The following is an 18,711-nucleotide window of genomic DNA, read 5'->3' on the forward strand; positions in this document are numbered from 1 at the left end:
TGAAAAAGCGTTGCCCCGACCCCGTGCCAGGTGGTTACAGTCGGCGACCGTGACCACACCCCTCGTAGAGGCCAGCGGGCTGACCAAGCGCTTCGGGGAGTTCGAGGCGGTCCGGGGCATCGACGTCCGGGTCGAGCGCGGCGAGGCCTTCGGGTTCCTCGGGCCCAACGGCGCGGGCAAGTCCTCGACCATGCGGATGATCTCCTGCACCTCCCCGCGCTCCGGCGGCGACCTGCGCGTGCTCGGCATGGACCCGGACCGGGACGGCCCGCGCATCCGGGCCCGCATCGGGGTGGTGCCGCAGCAGGACACCCTCGACAACGAGCTGACCGTGCGGCAGAACCTGGAGGTGTACGGCCGCTACTTCGGGCTCTCCCGCGCCGCCGTGCGCGCCAAGGCGGGGGAGCTGCTGGAGTTCGCCCAGCTCACCGAGCGCGCGAACAGCGAGGTCGAACCGCTGTCCGGCGGCATGAAGCGGCGGCTCACCATCGCGCGCTCGCTGGTCAACGAGCCCGAGGTGCTGCTGCTCGACGAGCCCACCACCGGCCTGGACCCGCAGGCCCGCCACCTGCTGTGGGACCGGTTGTTCCGGCTCAAGGCCGAGGGCGTCACGCTGATCATCACCACGCACTACATGGACGAGGCCGAGCAGCTGTGCGACCGGCTCGTGGTGATGGACGGCGGGCGCGTCGCCGCCGAGGGCTCGCCGTCCGAGCTGATCTCCCGCTACTCCACCCGCGAGGTCCTGGAGCTGCGCTTCCCGCCGGGGAACCAGTCCGCCGACCGGCTGGAGGACCTGGCCGAGCGGGTCGAGGTGCTCCCCGACCGCGTGCTGCTGTACACCCGCGACGGCGAGGCCGCGCTCGCCGCCGCCCAGGAGCGCGGGGTGCGCCCGGTGTCGAGCCTGGTGCGCCGCTCCAGCCTGGAGGACGTGTTCCTGCGGCTCACCGGCCGGACGCTGGTCGACTGATGGCCGCCGACACCAACAGCGCCGACACCAACAGCGCCGACACCACGCGCGCCGACGCCGACGCCGCGCCCACCGCCCGGACCGCCACCGGACGCCCGTCGGGCAACGCCCGCGCGGTGCTGATCTACGTGGAGAGCCGCTGGGTCTGGTACCGCCGCAACTGGCGCGCCACCGCCGTCTCCGCGTTCGTGCTCCCGGTGCTGTTCCTGCTGTCCATGGGCTTCGGCCTCGGCAGCCAGATCGCCCCCGACCAGCTGCCCGGCGGGCTGACCTACCCGCAGTTCCTGGCGCCCGCGCTGCTGGTCGTGATGGGCCTGCAGGCCGTCGTGAACGAGTCGACCTACCAGGTCATCGACGTGTTCAAGTGGAGCAAGCGGCACCACGCGGTCGTCGCCTCCCCGATCACCCCGGCCCAGGTCTTCCTGGGCACCATGCTGTGGAACGCCCTGCTCGTGCTGATGGCGGGCGCCTTCTTCCTGGTCTCCGCGACCCTGTTCGAGGCGCTCACCACCCCGGCCGCCGCGCTGGCCGTCCCGGTCTCGGTGCTCACCAGCACCGCCTACAGCGCCCCGATCACCGCGTTCAGCGCCACCAGGGACAAGGCCGACTCGTTCAGCACCGTGTTCCGCCTGATCGTCATGCCGATGACCCTGTTCACCGGCGCGTTCTTCCCCGTCGAGCAGCTTCCCGACTGGCTGCTCCCGCTGGTCTGGATCGCCCCCACCTGGCACGGCGTCGAGCTGGCGCGGGGGGCCGCGTTCGGCGGGCTCGGCGCGCTCGCCGCGCTCGGCCACGTCGCCTTCCTGGTCGCCGTGCTGGCGGTCGGGACCCTGATCGGAACCCGTGTCTACCGGCGGAGGCTCGTCCCGTGACCACCCGTGAGGCGAGGCCCGCGCTCGGCCTGCGGATCGTCCCGCCCGGCCTGTACGCGGGCCGCTCGCTCGTCCTGCTGGAGCGCTCCTACCTGGTGTACCGCCGGGCCTGGGTGCCCCTGCTCACCGGCCTGGTCGAGCCGCTGCTGTTCCTGTTCTCCCTCGGCTTCGGCATCGGCAGGCTGGTCGCCGACGTCGAGGGCGTGCCGTACGCGCAGTACGTCGCCCCCGCGCTGCTGGCGACCGCGGCCATGAACGGGGCCGTCTACGACGCGGTGTTCGGCGTGTTCGTGAAGTTCAAGTACGCCAAGACCTACGACGCGGTGCTGGCCACCCCGGCCGGTCCGATGGACATCGCGCTCGGCGAGGTGGCCTGGTCGCTGCTGCGCGGCGGCCTCTACTCGGCCGGGTTCACCGTCGTCATGCTCGGCCTGGACCTGGCGGGCTCGGCGTGGGCGCTGCTGATGCTGCCCGCCTCGCTGCTGGTCGCCGCCGCGTTCGCGGCCGTGGGCATGGCCGTCACGACGTTCCTGCGAGGCTGGCAGGACTTCGACCTGGTCCAGCTGGTGATCATGCCGCTGTTCCTGTTCTCGGCGACCTTCTACCCGGTCTCGGTCTACCCGGAGGCGGTCCGCGGACTCGTCCAGCTCACCCCGCTGTACCAGGCGACCACCCTGATGAGGGACCTGAACAGCGGAAACCTGCACTGGGGGTTGCTCTGGCCGGTCCTGTACTTCCTCGTCCTCGGCGCGATCGGGGTGGTGGTGGCCGCGCGCAGGCTCGGCAAGCTGCTGCTGCGCTAGGTCCGCGCAAGGGCTCGGTTACCCTGGTCGGTTGTGAGCGTCGACTCTGTTTTCCCCTTGCTGGAGCCCCTGCTCCCCAGGGTCTCCAAGCCGGTGCAGTACGTCGGCGGGGAGCTGAACGCCACCACCAAGGACTGGGACTCCGCCGCGGTGCGGTGGGCCCTGATGTACCCGGACGCCTACGAGGTCGGGCTGCCCAACCAGGGCGTCATGATCCTCTACGAGGTGCTCAACGAGCAGCCGGACGTCCTGGCCGAGCGCACCTACGCGGTCTGGCCGGACCTGGAAGCGCTCATGCGCGAGCACCGCGTCCCCCAGTTCACCGTGGACTCCCACCGGCCGGTCGGCGCGTTCGACCTGCTCGGCGTCAGCTTCTCGACCGAGCTGGGCTACACGAACCTGCTGACCGCGCTCGACCTGGCGGGCGTGCCCGTGCACGCCGCCGACCGCACCGAGGACCACCCGATCGTGGTGGCCGGTGGGCACGCCGCGTTCAACCCCGAGCCGATCTCCCGCTTCGTCGACGCCGCCGTGCTCGGCGACGGCGAGGAGGCGGTCCTGGAGATCACCGACATCGTCCGCGCCTGGAAGGCCGAGGGCCGCCCCGGCGGGCGGGACGAGATCCTGACCAGGCTGGCCGAGACCGGCGGCGTGTACGTGCCCCGGTTCTACGACGTGGAGTACCTGCCGGACGGCCGCATCCAGCGCGTCGTGCCCAACCGCGAGCGGGTCCCCTACCGGGTGTTCAAGCGCACCACGATGGACCTGGACGCCTGGCCGTACCCGAAGCAGCCGCTGGTGCCGCTCGCCGAGAGCGTGCACGAGCGGATGAGCGTGGAGATCTTCCGGGGCTGCACGCGCGGCTGCCGCTTCTGCCAGGCGGGCATGATCACCCGCCCGGTGCGCGAGCGCTCGATCGAGGGCATCGGCGCGATGGTGCAGCGCGGCCTGGAGGCGACCGGCTTCGAGGAGGTCGGCCTGCTCTCGCTCTCCAGCGCGGACCACTCCGAGATCGCCGAGGTCACCAAGGGCCTGGCCGACCGGTACGAGGGCACCAACACCAGCCTGTCGCTGCCCAGCACGCGGGTGGACGCCTTCAACATCGACCTGGCCAACGAGCTCTCCCGCAACGGCCGCCGCTCGGGCCTGACCTTCGCCCCCGAGGGCGGCAGCGAGCGCATCCGCCGCGTCATCAACAAGATGGTGTCGGAGGAGGACCTGATCCGGACGGTCAGCGCGGCGTTCGCGGCGGGCTGGCGGCAGGTGAAGCTGTACTTCATGTGCGGCCTGCCGACCGAGACCGACGACGACGTGCTGCAGATCGCCGAGATGGCCAAGAACGTCATCCGCGCCGGTCGGGAGGCCAGCGGGCGCAAGGACGTGCGCTGCACCATCTCCATCGGCGGGTTCGTGCCCAAGCCGCACACCCCGTTCCAGTGGGCCGGGCAGTGCGACCCGGAGACCGTGGACCGCAGGCTGCGCAAGCTGCGCGAGGCGGTCAACTCGGACCGGAACCTGGGCCGCAACATCGGGATGCGCTACCACGACGGGCAGCCGTCGCTGATCGAGGGGCTGCTCTCGCGCGGCGACCGGCGGATCGGCGCGGTCATCGAGCGGGTGTGGCGCGAGGGCGGCCGGTTCGACGGCTGGTCCGAGCACTTCTCCTACGAGCGCTGGGTGCAGGCGGCCAAGGCCGAGCTGGAGCCGCTGGGCGTGGACCTGGAGTGGTTCACCACCCGCGAGCGCGAGGAGCTGGAGGTCCTGCCCTGGGACCACCTGGACTCCGGGCTGGACAAGGAGTGGCTCTGGGCGGACTGGCAGGACGCCCTGGACGAGCGCGAGCAGGACGACTGCCGGTGGACGCCGTGCTTCGACTGCGGCGTGTGCCCGGCGATGGGCACCGACATCGAGGTGGGGCCGACCGGTCGGACGCTGCTGCCGATCTCCCCGGTGGGCACCGGCTCGCCGGTGCGCAACCCCGCCCTGACCCACCAGCACTGACCACCGGCGCCGATCCGGTCGGCGCCACGCCACCACCGCTGCCGCCGAGGGCGCGGACCCACCGAAGGGTCCGCGCCCTCGGCGCGTCCGCGGCCCCCTCGGCGACCCCGGTATTGGTCGGCAATACGCATCGGCGAACCGGGGGCGGACGCCGGAAGAGCGGTTCACGTCGCACGTGTGATCTGCATCACCGGTACTTCGCGGAACGCGCGGTGATGCACGAGTCGCACTTCCCCTACAAGCGGCCACGACGTGGACAGGGGGCGTGGTTATTGGATCGAGACGTACTCGTGTAGTACGTTCACGTGGTCTCCGCAACTTCGCAGGCGTGTTACCCCGCAACGCTCGGCACGCCTTCCGCCGCACGAACTCTCAGGAGGTTCGCACTCCATGAATTCACCGGGCGGAACGCGGGTGGAGCCCCGGTCGGGCGCCGCCGCGCGGAGCAGGGCCGAGGAGTTGGTGACGACCCTCTACGCGCAGTTCGAGGGGGTCCTGCTGGCCCACGTGCTCAAGCTGACCGGCAACGACCGGCAGTGGGCGGAGGACGTCGTCCAGGAGACCCTGATCCGGGCGTGGCGGAACGCGGAAAAGCTGGTCAGCGACCCGAGGATGCTGCGGGGCTGGCTGCTGACGGTGTCCCGCCGGATCGTGATCGACGACTGGCGCGGGCGTCGCGCCAGACCCGTGGAGGTGGAGCTGACCGGCGACGACGTCGCCCTGGAGCCCGACCGGACCGAGCAGGGGCTGTCCCGCATGGTGCTCGCCGATCTCATCGGGAAGCTCGGTGCCGAGCACCGGGAAGCGATCTGCGAGACCTACGTGCGCGGCCGGACGGTCCGCGAGGCGGCGCTCGTGCTGGGCATTCCCGAAGGGACCGTGAAGTCCCGCGTCTACCACGCCATGAAGATCCTGCGCCGATCAATGGAGGAGTCGCGCTGAGCTGCTCCGGGTAATTCGCGCGCGACTCACCGGCATTTCCGCTCGCCGCCGGAGGCGCTCCCCGAAATTCATCGGAGCCCGCTGGAGAGCCCGCTCGGCGGAAATGCTTCCGCGGTTTTGGCGGTCCGGGCCGCGCTTCGCGGCCCGCCCGTTCGCAGGCCATTCTGGGGGGAGGCGCCCCCGGAAGTCTCTACGGAGGGCACCGAAGGAAATCCCGCCCGCGTCCCGGCGCGGCTCTCGGTGCCCGCCCGCGGCGGGCCCTGCCCGGAACCCGGTTCCGGGCAGCGCCCGCGCCGGTTCCCGGCAGGCAGCGCCGGTCCCGCGCACGGCCTGCGCCGGTTCTGCGTCAGCCCTGCGCCGTGCCTGCGCCAGCCCTGCGCTGGGCTTTGGTCGTTTCCTGCGTCGGCTCTGCGCTGGGCTCGGGTCGTTCCCGCGCCGGCTCCGCGCTGGACCTGCACCGTTCCCGCGCCGGGCCTGTGGCGATCTCCGGGGTGGACACATGCCATACGGTGGTGCTCCGCCCGCTCCCCGCCGCCGCGACGCCGCAGAACGGAGTCCACAGGTGAGCGCATCGAGCCCCGCGCGGCAGGTGGACCCGAGAACGCGGGGCGCGCACCGCCCGCCGCTGGTCGGCAGGGCGGGAGAGCTGCGCGCCTTCCGGGCGCTGCTGCGCGCCGCGTCGGCCGGGCGCACCGTCGGGGTGCTGGTGGACGGCGAGTTCGGCTCCGGCAAGTCCGCGCTGCTGGCCGAGGTCGCCGCGCAGGCCCGCGACCTGGGCTTCACCGCCGCGTCGGCGGTCGCCACCCGGCTGGAGAGCGAGCTGCGCGGCGCCGTCGTCGGGCAGCTCGCCGAGGACCTGCTGGACAACCCCGGCGACGTGGCGCCCTCGCTGGAGGCGTTCCTGCAGCTGGTGCGCGCCTCGGTCGAGCGCGCCCCGCTGCTGCTCGTGGTCGACGACGCGCACGCCGCCGACGCCTGGTCCCTGCGCTGCCTCGCCTACCTGCTGCGCAGGCTCCGCGACCGCCCCCTGCTGGTCGTGCTGTCCTCGGCCACGGGCCAACCGCCCGCCGCCGACCTGCTGCTGTCCGAGCTGCTGCCCGAGGACCACCACCTGCTGCGCCTGCCCCGCCTGGCCCCCGACGCGGTCGCCGACCTGCTGGCGGGCGCGCTGCCCGCACCCCTCCCCGAGGGCCTGGCCGCGGCGGTCCACGAGGCCACGGCGGGCAACCCCAGACTGCTGGAGTCCCTGGTCGCGGTCCTGCGCACCCGAGCGGCCCTCGGACCGAAGGCCCGGACCGCCCGCACCGCGGGCCCCGCAGGTCCCGTGGCCCCGGCGCCCGGCCGTTCCGGCGCGGACAGCTCCGGTCGCCCCGGTCCGGGGGACACCGCCGGGGGTGACCCCGTCTCCGGGTCTGCGGCCCGCGGTCGTTCCAGCGCAGGCAGCGCCTCCCAGGGCGGTGCCACCCAGGGCGGTGCCGCGTCCGGCGACGCCGTCCGGAGCCCCGCCGATCCCGGATCAGGCCAGGGAGCCCCGGTTTCCGGCGTCACGTCGCCGGAGCACCACGCCTCCCGGCGCCACCAGCGGCGAGGGGGCCCGGCTTCCGGCGGCCCCGGCGCCCCGTCACCGGGCCGCGCGGGGTTCACCCCCGCCGAGTTCGACCCGGCCGGGTTCGATCCCGGCCCGTCCGCCGCCTTCGACGTCGCCGCGCTCGTCCCGGCCGGGTTCGGCTCCGCCGCGTTTGGCTCCGGTCCCACCGCCCTGGACCCGACCGCCCTGGACCCGACCGCCCTGGACCCGACCGCCCTCGACCCCGCCGGGGTCCCCGCGCTCGCCGCGCCCGAGCTGGGGGAGCTGCTGCGCCTGCGCCTGCGGGTCCGCCCCGGCGCGGCCGAGGTGGTGCGGGCGACCGCCGTCCTCGGCGAGGACGCCACCGTCGACCGGGTCGCCGAGCTGGCCGGTGTCGAGCACCGCGAGGTGCTCGCCCTGGTCGACGCCCTGGTCCGGCTGCGCCTGCTCCGCGACGGCACCCCGCTCGCCTTCAACCACCCCTACCTGCGGGCCTGCGTGCTCGCCGACCTGCCGGTCGCCACCCGCGCCGCCGACCACGCCCGCGCCGCCTCGGCGCTGGCCGAGGCCGGGGAACCCGCCAGGAGGGTCGCCGCGCACCTGCGCCAGGCCCACGACGTGCCGCTGCCCTGGGGCGTCCCGGTGCTGCGCGAGGCCGCCCGCTCGGCGCTGCGCGCGGGCGACCCGGTCGAGGCCCGCGCCTGCCTGGAGCGCGCGCTGCGGGAGCGCGCCGCGCCCGCCGAGCGCCTGGGCGCCCGCCTGGAGCTGGTGCACGCGGTGTTCCTCGCCGACCCTGCGGAAGGCGCGTCGCTGCTGCGCGAGAGCCTCGTCCTCGCCGACGACACCGGCCTCGCCGCCGACCAAGCCGCCCAGCTGCTGCTGCGGCTGTGCCGCCCGGTCGACGCCCGGTTCGCCCTCGCCCTCGGACCGCAGCTGGTCGCCAGGCTCGGTCCCGCCGACCACGACCGCTCGTGGCGGCTGCGCGCCCTGTGCTTCCTCGCGGGCGCGGGCAACAACCCCGGCCTCGCGCTGCGCGCGGGCGCCCTGCTGCGCGAGCTGGAGGCCGAGCCGCCCACGTCGCCCGAGCTGCGGCAGACCCGCTCCGCCCTGCTCGCGCTCGGCCACGCCCTGCGCGGCGACTCGGCGGCGCGGGCCGCCGGTCACGCCGAGCTGGCGCTGACCGGACCGGACACCGAGGTGCTCACCCGGCCGTTCGCGTTCGCCGTCGCCACCTGCTTCCTGGCCGACTCGCCCCGGCTGTCCGAGGGGCTGCGGCACGCGCTCGGCTCCCGCGCCGAACCCCGCGACCACCACCTCGACCGGGGCGCGGCGCTCGCGCTCGCCCAGGGCCTGCACCACCTGGCCACCGGCGACCTCGTGCGCGCCACCACCTTCCTGAAGTGGCAGCTGCGGCTGTTCGCCGAGCAGAGCGCCCCGCCGCGCGACCGGCCGGGCGACCGGCCCGCCGACGCGGGGGAGTGGGCAGGCCCGGTCGAGGACTGCCCGATGGCGGTGCTCTGCGCGGCCAGGCTCACCGAGGCGCTGGTCGACCTCGGCCGGTTCGACGAGGCGCGCGAGCTGCTGGCCAAGCACGGCCTCACCGACCGGCTGCCCGAGGTGTTCGGCCACAACACCACCCTGTGGGCGCGCGGCAGGCTCAAGCTCGCGGGCGGTGACGCCGAGGGCGCGCTGACCGACGCGCGCGAGTGCGGCAGGAGGCTGGCCGCCGCCCAGCTCGGGTCGGCGCCGCTGCTGCCGTGGCGACCGCTGGCGGTGCGCGCCCTGCTCGCGCTGGGCCGCCGCGACCAGGCGGCGCGGCTCGCCGGGGAGGAGCTGGCGGTCGCCCGCCGCTGGGGCACCCCGAGGGCGCTCGGCGCCGCGCTGCTCGCGGTGGGCCTGACCAGCGAGGACGATGCCGGGACCCGCGCGCTCGCCCAGGCCGTCCAGCACCTGCGGGGCACCACCGCCCGGCTCGCGCTGGCCGAGGCGCTGTGCGAGCTGGGCGCGCGGCTGCGCAGGCGCGGCAGGCCGGAGCGGGCCATCCCGCACCTGCGGCGGGCCGTGGAGCTGAGCGCGGACTGCGAGGCCAAACCGCTCATCGCGCGCGCGGGCGAGGAGCTGCGAGCCTGCGAGCCGCCCGCCGCCCAGGGCACCGAGCACGGCCTGACCAGGCAGGAGGTCCGGGTCGCGGGCATGGCCGCGCAAGGCCTGACGAACCGGCAGATCGCCGAGGCGCTCTTCCTCACCCGGCGCACCGTCGAGCTGCACCTGTCCGGGGCCTACCGCAAGCTCGGCATCGCGGGCCGCGCCGACCTGCCCGCCGCCCTCACCCCACAGGTTCCCCCGGCAGGGTGACCCCGGCTGAGGGGCCCCACCCCCGCGCGACCGGCTCCACGTCCACCAGCCGCAGCGCCAGCGCCGGGCACGCCGCCACCGCCCGCCCGGCCCGCCCCAGCAGGCCGGGGGGCAGCGGGCCCCGCGGCAGCACCGGGTAGCCCCACTCGTCCAGGTCGACCGCCTCCGGCAGCAGTTCGGCGCACAGCCCGTGCCCGTCGCAGGCCACCGGGTCCACCACCAGCCGCAGCCCGTCCCGCCCCGCCGCCCGGTTCACCGCGCGCCCCCGCACCCGCCCGCGAGGTGCGCGCGCACCTCGTCCGCGAACACCTCCAGCGCGCTCGCCGCCAGCCGCACCGCCCCGTCCGGGTGCGCGCACGCCCCCCGACCCGCGAGCAGCGGCAACCGTCCCGGCGCCGCCCCGTCCGGCGCGCCCGACCCGCTCAGCCCGCCGGACCCGCTCAGCGCGGCGAAGTCCTCCGCGATCGACGGCAGCCCGAAGCGGCAGGGCCCGCACCGGCCGGTGCTCTCCCCGGCCAGCCAGGCCAGCACCCGCGCGGTCTCCCGGACCCCGCACGCGGACGCGCCCAGCGCCGCCACCACGGCCGTCCCGGTCACCGGCGTCGCCCCCGGCCGCACCCACCGCCCGCCACACCCGCCGACCAGCAGCGCCGACAGCTCCTCGGTCCCGCCGCCCGCCAGCTCCACGAGCTGCTCGGCGGTCGCCCCGATCGGCGCCTCGCGCACCCCCGGCTCCCGCACGTCACCGGCCACCGTCACCAGCCGCGTCGCCCGCTCCCGGTACCCGTCGCCACCCCACCGGGCCACCAGCGCCACGTCCGCCAGCGTCTCCGCGTTGTGCACCAGCACCCCGCGCCCCGCCGGTCGCGGCGGCGCCACCACCGGCAGCGCCCGGCCCGTGAGCAGGAAGTTCGCCAGCGCCGACTCCTCGCTCGCCACGTACCCGCCGGGCACGAGCACCAGCCGCACCGGCACCGGGTCCCCGGTCCGCTCGGCCAGCGCCCGCAGCAACCCGTCCGGCGCGTCGTGCGCCGCCACCACCGCGTCCGGCGCGCCGACCGCCGCCGCCGTCACCACCAGCCCGTCCAGCACCAGGTGCGGGGCCCGCTCCAGCAGGGCCCGGTCCTTGCCGCTGAGCGGGTCGCCCTCGCACCCGTTCGCCACCACCACGCGGGCCCCGACCACCGAGGCCGCCTTCAGGTGCGCGGGGAACCCGCCGCCGCCCCGGCCGACCAGCCCCGCCGCCGCCAGCCCCGCCACGAACGCCTCCCGGTCCGGCGGGAACCGCAGCGGCCCGTGCGCCTCCAGGTGCCCCGCCAGCCCCAGCGCCCGCTCGGGGAGCTTGCGGGCCGCGCCCACCGCGGTCACACCGCGGCCTTCCTCGGCGCGGCCACCCGCCACGCCACCGAGATCCCCACCGCCGCCAGGCACAGCACGTCCAGCAGCACCACCGGCAGCACCCCGCTGTCCACGTCCGCCAGCAGCAGCCCGTGCGCCAGCGCCACCGGCCACAGCGCGTACCCGGCCCAGTGCACCGCCCGCCACACCCGGTGCGGCAGCCGCGTGCGCAGCGCGCTGGTCAGCAGCACCGCCACCAGCAGGTCCAGCGCCACCGCGCCCAGCCCGACCGCCACCGGCCGGTGGCCGGAGGCGAACGGCGCCGCGACCGCCGGGACGTCCACGTGCCCGCCAGCCACCGCCGCGCCCACGTGCACCGCCAGGAACGCCACCGCCAGCAGCGACACCCTGCGGTGCAGGTCGCTCACCGCGAACCGGGGCCAGCGCGCCGACGCGACCCGCCGCACCCCCAGCACGCCCAGGACCACCACCGCCGTCAGCAGCACCAGCGACACCAGGCCGGTGGCCCGGCCCGCGAACCACAGCGCCTCCTCGCTCACGCCGCGCTCCTCCCCTCGGCGGGCCAGCCACCGACCTCCACGACCCGCCCGTCCTCGCCGACCAGCCGGGCGTGCAGCCCCCGCTCGGCCAGCCACGCGGGCGCGTCCTCCCCCAGCAGCACCGCGGCGGTGCTCGCCGTGTTCCCCGTCACGCAGTCCACCGCCACCACGCTGGCCGTCCGCCAGCACGGCGCGGGCACGTCCCCGGTGCGCGGGTCGACGATGTGGTGCACCACGCGGCCCGCGCGCTTCCAGCGCCGCCGCACCGTGCCCGACGTGGCCAGCCCACCCGACCGGATCGTCACGATCTGCGACGCGAGCCCCACGTGGTCGTCACCCACGCCTATGTGCCAGCCACCTTCGGGTGGAGTTCCGGCGGTGGCCAGGTCCCCGCCCAGCGACACCAGCACCCCGCAGCCCAGCGCCGCCGACACCGCGCGCGCCGCCCGGTCCGCGCACAGCGCCTTCGCCGTCGCCCCCAGGTCCAGCAGCACCCCGCGCGGCACGACCAGCCGCGATCCGGCCGCGTCGAGGCCCACCCGCCACCAGCCCGGCGCGGGCACCGGCTCCACCGGGCGCGGGTCGATCCGCCTGACCTGCGCGAAGTCCCGGTCGTAGCCCAGCGCGCACAGCGCCGTGCCCACGGTCGGGTCGACCAGCCCGCCGGTCAGCTCCGCCGCCCGCAGCGCCGTGCCGACCGCCTCCGCCAGCAGCGGCGACACCTCGACCGTGCGCCCGGCCGCCCGGTGCACCGCGCTGATCTCCGAGTCCGCCCTGAACCGGCTGCACGCCTCGTCCACCGCCCGCACCTCGGCCCTGACCAGGGCCTCCGCCTCGGCCAGCGGCCCGTCGCCGAGCACGACGACGGCCGTGGTGCCGAGCGCGGGGAACACGGCGGTCCTCACGACGCCCCCGTGCCGGTGTGCGCGCGGCCCCGGCCGGGCTCGGGCGCCGCGCCACCCCAGTCGAGCCCGCGCCGACCGGTCGCGCCGGTGTCCGCAGCGCCGTGTCCCGCAGCGCCATGACCAGCAGAGCCGTGTCCCGCAGAGCTGTATCCCGCAGTGCCGTACTCCGCAGTGCCGTACTCCGCAGTGCCGTACTCCGCAGGGCCGCTACCCGCCGAGCCCGTTCCCGCCGGTCCGGAGCCGATCGCGCCGGGTCCGCCCGCGGTCGCGGAGCCGGTGGTCGCAGAGCCTGCGGTCGCGCCCGAGGGCAGCACCGCGGCGAGCGCGGCGGCCAGCGCGGTCGCGCCGACGCCCGCGGCCCAGGTGACACCGGCCACCCGGCGCCGGGCCGCGTTCCGGCGGGCGCCGCGCGCCGCGCGGTCCTGAGGGTCGTCCATGGCGCAGAGAGTGCGCCGAAAAGCTATGAACGCGCTGTGAGCGGGCCCGGAAGAACCCTGGCCAGGCCATAGTTCACCCGATGGTGGCGGCCTTGCCCGTCCCGCTCCCGGTCCCCGCGCCACCGGCCTCGGTCCGCTCGCCCGAACCCCCGGCCCGCACCGGCCCCGACTCGCCCGAGCCCGCCTGCCCCGAGCCGCCCTGGCCCGCACCGGCCTGCCCCGAGCCGCCCTGGCCCGACCCCGAGCCCGCCTGCCCCGAACCCGCCTGCCCCGACCCGGTCTGCCCAGGGGCGCCGCCCGCGGGCCCGCCGACCCCGGTCAGCGGCGACCTCACCGCCGCCTCGGCGTCCACCAACCCGTGCCCGTAGAACCCGTTGTACTCGGAGTACCCGGTGCAGTAGCCGTCCTGCGCGCCCGTGCCGTTCAGGTCGTAGTCCGCCGGGCACGGCAGCGTCTCCGCCTGCTCGCCCAGCATCTTCGTCAGCTCGGCGGGCGAGGCCTCCGGGTGCCCCGACGCCAGCAGCGCCGCCACCCCGGACACGTGCGGCACCGCCATCGACGTGCCGCACGAGTAGTCGTAGCCCGACGGCACCGTCGACAGCACGCACCCCGGCACGCCGTCGTCCGCGGGCTGCTTGCGGTCCCCGCCCGGCCCGGTCAGGTCCACCGCGCCCAGCCCGTACGAGCTGTACCCGGCCTTCACCTTCGACGAGCCCACCGACGACACCGCCACCACGTTGCGCAGCTGCGCGGGCAGCACCAGGCACGAGCTGTCCACGGGCCTCGGCCTGGCCGCCGCGTTCGTCGGGCTCAGCGCGTCCCGACCGGGCCTGGTCAGGTCGGCGCCCTCGTTGCCCGCCGCCGCCACGCTCAGCACGCCCCGGTCCGCCGCGTAGTCCACCGCGCGCCGCACCGCCTCGTGCACCACGGACTGGCCGCCCTGGTCCCGGCAGGTGAACACCCACGGGTCGATGTAGTAGCTGTTGTTCGTGACGGCCATGCCCCGCGTCGCGGCCCACATGAACCCGCACACCGCGTACTCCGGGTAGATGAACCCTTCGTCGTCCACGACCTTCACCGACGCGATCCGCACGCCCGGCGCGACGCCCGTGGTGCCCCGCCCGTCGTCGGCCGCCGCGATGGTGCCCGCCACGTGCGTGCCGTGCGGCGAGGTCGTCGGCGACCAGGACGCCCGCGCCGGGTCGGCCACGCCGCTCGTGCAGCCCGCCGACAGCTCCGGGTCCAGCGCCCCGACCAGGTCGGGGTGGTCCGGGTCCACGCCCGAGTCGAGCACGCCGACCACCACGTCGCGGCTGCCGGTGCTCACCGCGTGCGCGGCGGCGGCGTTGACCAGCTCCATGTCCCACTGCTGCGCCGTCAGGTCGCCCGTCTCCGGCACGGCGGACTTGAGCTGCGCGGTCTCGTCCGGCTTGCGCTTGGTCCGGCTCACCGCCTCAGCCTGCGCGCTGTACGCCCGGTCATCGCCCATCCGGGTCCCGAAGCCGGGATCGGTCGAGGTCGCGACGGCCACCGCGATCTGCGGGTGGTACGCCTCGACCCGCCCGCACGCGGCGCCCACCTCGGCCGAGGCCAGCGGCTCGCTCGTGCCCCGGTCGAAGACCACCAGGTAGCGCAGCTCGCGCCCCGTCTGGACGCACCCCGGCGCGGCCGGACCGGCCTGACCCGCGCCGTCGGCGGGGTGCGCCGACGCGGAGGCGGACGGGGCCGCGGCGAGACCGGTCGCGAGCAGCGCGGCGCTGACCGCTGCGGCTCGGGCGCGGCGGAGCAGGGGCACCGGGGACCTCCAGACTGGGCTCGGGAGCGGGGTGGGGCGGATAACAAGTTGACCGGGGGTTGACCTCTGGTGCCGGACGGTATCCAGACGGGACGACGCAGACAAGCGCAACGGGCTCCGCGGGCGGCGCTGTACCGTCCGGTGGAGTACGCAGCGTGGACCGCCTGGGCGCGTACCCCGGCGGAGATCACATGGGGAGCAGCACTGAGCCGCCAGCAACAACCCAACCCGTCCGCCGCCGCGGTGCAGAAGCTGCGCGTGCGCTACGCCAAGCGCGGCAGGCTCCGGTTCACGTCGCACCGCGACGTGGCCCGCACCTTCGAGCGCGCGCTGCGCCGAGCGGGCGTGCCCATGGCCTACTCCCAGGGCTTCAGCCCTCACCCGAAGGTGTCGTGGGTGGGCGCCGCGCCGACCGGGGTGGCCAGCGAGGCCGAGTACGTGGAGGTGTCCGTCGTCGACGCGGTCGACCCCGAGGCGCTGCGCGCCGAGCTCGACCGGGCCATGCCGCCGGGGCTCGACGTGCTCGAGGTGGTGCAGGCCGGAGGGGGGTCGCTGACCGAGCGCATCGAGGCGAGCGCCTGGCGCGTGGAGCTGCCCGGCGTGGACCCCGAACGGTTGTCCGAAGCGGTGTCCGCCCTGCTCGCGGCCGAGTCGGTCGAGGTCGAGCGGCTCACCAAGAACGGCAAGAGGATGATCGACGTGCGCCCCGCCGTGGTCACCGCGTCGGTCGCCGGGCCCGCTTCGGGCGAAGCCCCTTCGAGCGACGCGGAACACGATGCAGGGGGTTTGTCACTTCCGTGTGGGATACTTGTCATGGTCGTGCGGCAGCTAACCCCTACCGTGCGACCCGACGACGTGCTGAGCGCGCTCGGAGTCGTCGCCGACCTCGTTCCGCCGGTCCCCGCGAAGGCGACCCGGATGGCGCAGGGGCGGCTCGACGACGAAGGCGGCCTGGTCGACCCGCTCGCCCTGGACAGGGTGGCGGTGGAGGAGGGCTGACCCGGCGCCGTGAGCGGCGCTGACGGCGTCGTCGACCGGGACAGGACCTGCTGTGCCGCGTGCCGACAGTGGTGCGCGCGCAGCGCGAGGCAAGGATTCCCGCCGCCAGCCGCGGCGGAGAGCGGACAAGAGAGGCCCCTGCGCGGCCGCGTCACTTCCAACCATGACGCGCCCGGGGGCGGAGGAGTTGCATGTCGAACACGGACAAGCCCGCCGGCCCCGCCGGCGGGGGTAGCGCCACACCCGGACACCCGGCGCTCGCCGACCTGCCCGCCAAGCTGCGGGTGCACGCCCTGGCGAAGCTGCTCGGCACGACCAGCAAGGACGTGCTGGCCGCGCTCGCCGATCTCGGCGAGACGGTGCGCAGCGCCCAGTCGAGCGTCACCAGGGACCTCGCGATCAAGGTCGGCGAGAGCCTGCTGAACTGGGACGACATCGTCACCGGCGACGTCGACGAGCTGACCGTCACCGAGGTGGAGGCGGCTGTGCCCGCCCGCGAGGTGGCGGCGCTCACACCGCTGTTCGCCCCGCCGTCGGCGATGTTCCTGCCGCCGACGCCGGTCGCGACCACCGCGGTGCCCGTCACCAGGGCGGAGCCCGAGGACGAGGACGACGAGGCCGACGACCAGCACGCCGACGCGTCCGACGACGCCGACGGCGATGGCGACGGCCGCCGCCGCCGCCGCCGCGGCCGTCGCGGTCGCGGTCGCGGCAAGGGCGTCGAGGACAACCAGGACGAGTCCGCCGAGGAGGTCGACCAGGCCCCGGCCGCCGAGGCCGAGCCCGAGGCCGACGAGCCCGCCGCCGACGCGTCCGACGACGAGGAGGAGGGCGGCGGCAGCCGTCGCCGCCGTCGCCGCCGCCGTCGCAAGTCCGGCGCCGACGACGAGTCCGCGCCGAACGAGGACGACCCGCCGAACACGGTCGTGCACGTCCGCGAGACCCGCGACGCGCGCGACGACCGGGCGGACTCCGAGGCCGCGCAGAACGAGGTGCGCAGCGTCCGGGGCTCCACCCGCCTGGAGGCCAAGCGCCAGCGCCGCAGGGACGGCCGCGAGGCCGGTCGCCGCCGCGCGCCCGTGCTCTCCGAGGCCGAGTTCCTGGCCCGCCGCGAGGCCGTCGAGCGCACCATGGTCGTGCGCGAGCGCGGCGACCGCACCCAGATCGGCGTGCTGGAGGACGGCGTCCTCGTCGAGCACTTCGTGACGTCCGCGGGCTCCGGCTCGCTGGTCGGCAACGTCTACCTCGGCCGGGTGCAGAACGTGCTGCCCAGCATGGAGGCGGCGTTCATCGACATCGGCCGCGGTCGCAACGCGGTGCTCTACGCGGGCGAGGTCGACTGGGACGCGGCAGGCCTTGAGGGCAAGGCCCGCAAGATCGAGCAGGCCCTGTCCAGCGGCGACAGCGTCCTGGTGCAGGTCACCAAGGACCCGGTCGGCCACAAGGGCGCCCGCCTGACCACCCAGATCAGCCTGCCCGGCCGCTTCCTGGTGTACGTGCCCGGCGGCGGCGCGACCGGCATCAGCCGCAAGCTGCCGGACAACGAGCGCAAGCGCCTCAAGGACATCCTCAAGCGCGTCGTCCCCGACGACGCGGGCGTGATCATCCGCACCGCGTCGGAGGGCGTCGCCGAGGAGGAGCTGGCGCGCGACGTCACCCGCCTGCAGGCGCAGTGGCAGATCATCAAGGACAAGGCCGCCACGCCCAAGGCCCAGGCCCCGCAGCTGCTCTACGAGGAGCCGGACCTGCTGGTCAAGGTCGTGCGCGACCTGTTCACCGAGGACTTCTCGGGCCTGGTCGTCCAGGGCTCCGAGGCCTGGGACACGATCGACGGCTACGTGCGGCACGTCGCGCCGGACCTGCAGGACCGGCTGCACCGGCACGTCGGCAACTCCGACGCGTTCGGCGAGTACCGGATCGACGAGCAGCTGATGAAGGCGCTGGACCGCAAGGTCTGGCTGCCCTCCGGCGGCTACCTCGTGATCGACCGCACCGAGGCCATGACGGTCATCGACGTCAACACCGGGAAGTTCACCGGATCCGGTGGCAACCTGGAGGAGACGGTCACCAGGAACAACCTGGAGGCGGCCGAGGAGATCGTCCGGCAGCTCAGGCTGCGCGACGTCGGCGGCATCATCGTCATCGACTTCATCGACATGGTGCTGGAGTCCAACCGGGACCTGGTGCTGCGCAGGCTCACCGAGTGCCTCGGCCGGGACCGGACCAGGCACCAGGTCGCCGAGGTGACCTCGCTGGGGCTCGTGCAGATGACCCGCAAGCGGGTCGGCACCGGGCTGCTTGAGGCGTTCAGCAGCACGTGCGAGCACTGCCGGGGTCGCGGGCTGGTCGTCACGACCGACCCGACCGCGCACTCGCACGGCGGCGGCTCCCACGGCGGCGGCTCGAACGGCGGCTCCACCGGGGGCAACCAGCAGTCGTCCGGCGGTGGTCGGAAGTCGCGGCGCAACAAGGGCGGCGACTCGGGCGAGCAGCAGGCCGAGGCGCAGGCCGCCCCGGTCGAGCAGGTCCCCGCGACCGAGCCCGAGGCGCCCGTCGAGCACCCGGACGCCCAGGACCACGACCTGGAGCCCGAGGTGCAGGAGCGCCGTCCGGGTGGCCGCAGGGCCGCCAGGCAGGCCGCCCGCGAGGCCGCGAAGGAAGCGGCCAAGCAGGAGGCCGCCGAGCGCGCCGCCGCGAAGCGCGAGGCCGAGGAGCAGGCCCCGGCCGCCGAGGTCGCGGCCGAGCCGTCGGTCCCGGCCGCCGCTGAGCCCGAGGCCCCGGCCGTCGTGGCGGAGGCCGTGGCGCCCGAGGTGTTCGCCGAGGCCCCGGCCGAGCCCGCGGCGGAGGACGCCGAGGCGCCCGCCAAGCGGGGTGGCCGCCAGCGGCGCCGCGCGGTGCGGCGCGAGGCGGGCGCGGCGGTGACCAGGGAGGCCGCACCGGCCCCCGTGGTCGTGGTGGCCCCGCAGCCCGAGCCGGTCGCGGTGGAGCCCTCCGCCAACGGCCACGTGCCCGAGGTGAAGGCGGAGTCCCTGGTGACCACCACGACCCGCCGCAGGGTCTCCCGGCGCGCGGCGACCCGCCCGGCGGGCCCGCCGAAGGAGAGCTGAGCAGGAAACGCCCGAACGCCGCCGGTCCCGCCCCGCAGAGGGGTGGGACCGGCGGCGTTC

The 18,711-nt window shown here is 75.5% G+C and carries 14 protein-coding genes; 8 read left to right on the forward strand and 6 right to left on the reverse strand.

The features are described from left to right. The first annotated feature begins 49 nt into the window (after positions 1-49). From CNX65_RS05845 to CNX65_RS05870, 6 genes are all read left to right on the forward strand, one after another. Entirely contained in the window at positions 50-970 is a 921-nt protein-coding gene (locus CNX65_RS05845) for an ABC transporter ATP-binding protein (protein WP_096491845.1), read from the forward strand. Continuing rightward, a complete protein-coding gene (locus CNX65_RS05850) occupies positions 970-1,842 on the forward strand; it encodes an ABC transporter permease (protein ID WP_096491846.1) in 873 nt (290 codons plus the stop codon). Before CNX65_RS05845 ends, CNX65_RS05850 begins: the two co-directional genes overlap by 1 nt. Continuing rightward, on the forward strand, positions 1,839-2,645 hold the full coding sequence (locus CNX65_RS05855) for an ABC transporter permease (protein WP_096491847.1): 807 nt from the start codon (positions 1,839-1,841) through the stop codon (positions 2,643-2,645). The genes CNX65_RS05850 and CNX65_RS05855 overlap by 4 nt, the downstream gene beginning before the upstream one ends. 33 nt (positions 2,646-2,678) lie before the next feature. Continuing rightward, positions 2,679-4,646 (forward strand): TIGR03960 family B12-binding radical SAM protein, encoded by a 1,968-nt coding sequence (locus CNX65_RS05860; RefSeq protein ID WP_096491848.1) that lies wholly within the window; start codon positions 2,679-2,681, stop codon positions 4,644-4,646. Positions 4,647-5,036: 390 nt separating this feature from the next. Beyond that, positions 5,037-5,588 (forward strand): sigma-70 family RNA polymerase sigma factor, encoded by a 552-nt coding sequence (locus CNX65_RS05865; RefSeq protein WP_096491849.1) that lies wholly within the window; start codon positions 5,037-5,039, stop codon positions 5,586-5,588. 562 nt (positions 5,589-6,150) lie between these two features. Then, the gene (locus CNX65_RS05870) at positions 6,151-9,510 is read left to right on the forward strand and encodes an AAA family ATPase (RefSeq protein ID WP_177154529.1); all 3,360 of its coding nucleotides are present in this window, start codon (positions 6,151-6,153) and stop codon (positions 9,508-9,510) included. Here CNX65_RS05870 and CNX65_RS05875 read toward each other — a convergent pair. The 6 genes from CNX65_RS05875 to CNX65_RS05900 all read right to left on the reverse strand — a co-directional run bounded on the left by CNX65_RS05875 (position 9,482) and on the right by CNX65_RS05900 (position 14,545). After that, complete coding sequence (locus CNX65_RS05875) at positions 9,482-9,766, reverse strand: ferredoxin (RefSeq protein ID WP_232519713.1); 285 nt, start codon at positions 9,764-9,766, stop codon at positions 9,482-9,484. The genes CNX65_RS05870 and CNX65_RS05875 overlap by 29 nt on opposite strands. After that, complete coding sequence (locus tag CNX65_RS05880) at positions 9,763-10,878, reverse strand: NADH-ubiquinone oxidoreductase-F iron-sulfur binding region domain-containing protein (protein ID WP_177154530.1); 1,116 nt, start codon at positions 10,876-10,878, stop codon at positions 9,763-9,765. Before CNX65_RS05880 ends, CNX65_RS05875 begins: the two co-directional genes overlap by 4 nt. Then, the gene (locus tag CNX65_RS05885; protein WP_096491852.1) at positions 10,875-11,408 is read right to left on the reverse strand and encodes a ferric reductase-like transmembrane domain-containing protein; all 534 of its coding nucleotides are present in this window, start codon (positions 11,406-11,408) and stop codon (positions 10,875-10,877) included. The genes CNX65_RS05880 and CNX65_RS05885 overlap by 4 nt, the downstream gene beginning before the upstream one ends. Continuing rightward, entirely contained in the window at positions 11,405-12,313 is a 909-nt protein-coding gene (locus CNX65_RS05890; RefSeq protein ID WP_232519714.1) for an FAD:protein FMN transferase, read from the reverse strand. Before CNX65_RS05890 ends, CNX65_RS05885 begins: the two co-directional genes overlap by 4 nt. Further along, on the reverse strand, positions 12,310-12,750 hold the full coding sequence (locus CNX65_RS35165; RefSeq protein WP_157767526.1) for a hypothetical protein: 441 nt from the start codon (positions 12,748-12,750) through the stop codon (positions 12,310-12,312). Before CNX65_RS35165 ends, CNX65_RS05890 begins: the two co-directional genes overlap by 4 nt. A gap of 73 nt (positions 12,751-12,823) precedes the next feature. Continuing rightward, on the reverse strand, positions 12,824-14,545 hold the full coding sequence (locus CNX65_RS05900) for a S8 family peptidase (protein WP_096491855.1): 1,722 nt from the start codon (positions 14,543-14,545) through the stop codon (positions 12,824-12,826). 243 nt (positions 14,546-14,788) lie between these two features. Between CNX65_RS05900 and CNX65_RS05905 the strand changes: the two genes are divergently transcribed. Together CNX65_RS05905 and CNX65_RS05910 are read left to right on the forward strand one after the other, a co-directional pair. After that, entirely contained in the window at positions 14,789-15,544 is a 756-nt protein-coding gene (locus CNX65_RS05905; protein ID WP_096491856.1) for a TIGR03936 family radical SAM-associated protein, read from the forward strand. 191 nt (positions 15,545-15,735) lie between these two features. Next, complete coding sequence (locus CNX65_RS05910) at positions 15,736-18,651, forward strand: translation initiation factor IF-2 N-terminal domain-containing protein (protein WP_096491857.1); 2,916 nt, start codon at positions 15,736-15,738, stop codon at positions 18,649-18,651. The last annotated feature ends 60 nt before the right edge of the window (positions 18,652-18,711 follow it).

This window comes from Actinosynnema pretiosum (genome assembly GCF_002354875.1).
GTDB lineage: Bacteria > Actinomycetota > Actinomycetes > Mycobacteriales > Pseudonocardiaceae > Actinosynnema > Actinosynnema auranticum.

Coding starts and splice junctions, on each gene's coding strand:
- CNX65_RS05850 (WP_096491846.1), top strand. CDS start 970: ATGGCCGCCGACACCAACAGCGCCGACACCAACAGCGCCGACACCACG.
- CNX65_RS05865 (WP_096491849.1), top strand. CDS start 5,037: ATGAATTCACCGGGCGGAACGCGGGTGGAGCCCCGGTCGGGCGCCGCC.
- CNX65_RS35165 (WP_157767526.1), bottom strand. CDS start 12,750: ATGGACGACCCTCAGGACCGCGCGGCGCGCGGCGCCCGCCGGAACGCG.
- CNX65_RS05910 (WP_096491857.1), top strand. CDS start 15,736: ATGTCGAACACGGACAAGCCCGCCGGCCCCGCCGGCGGGGGTAGCGCC.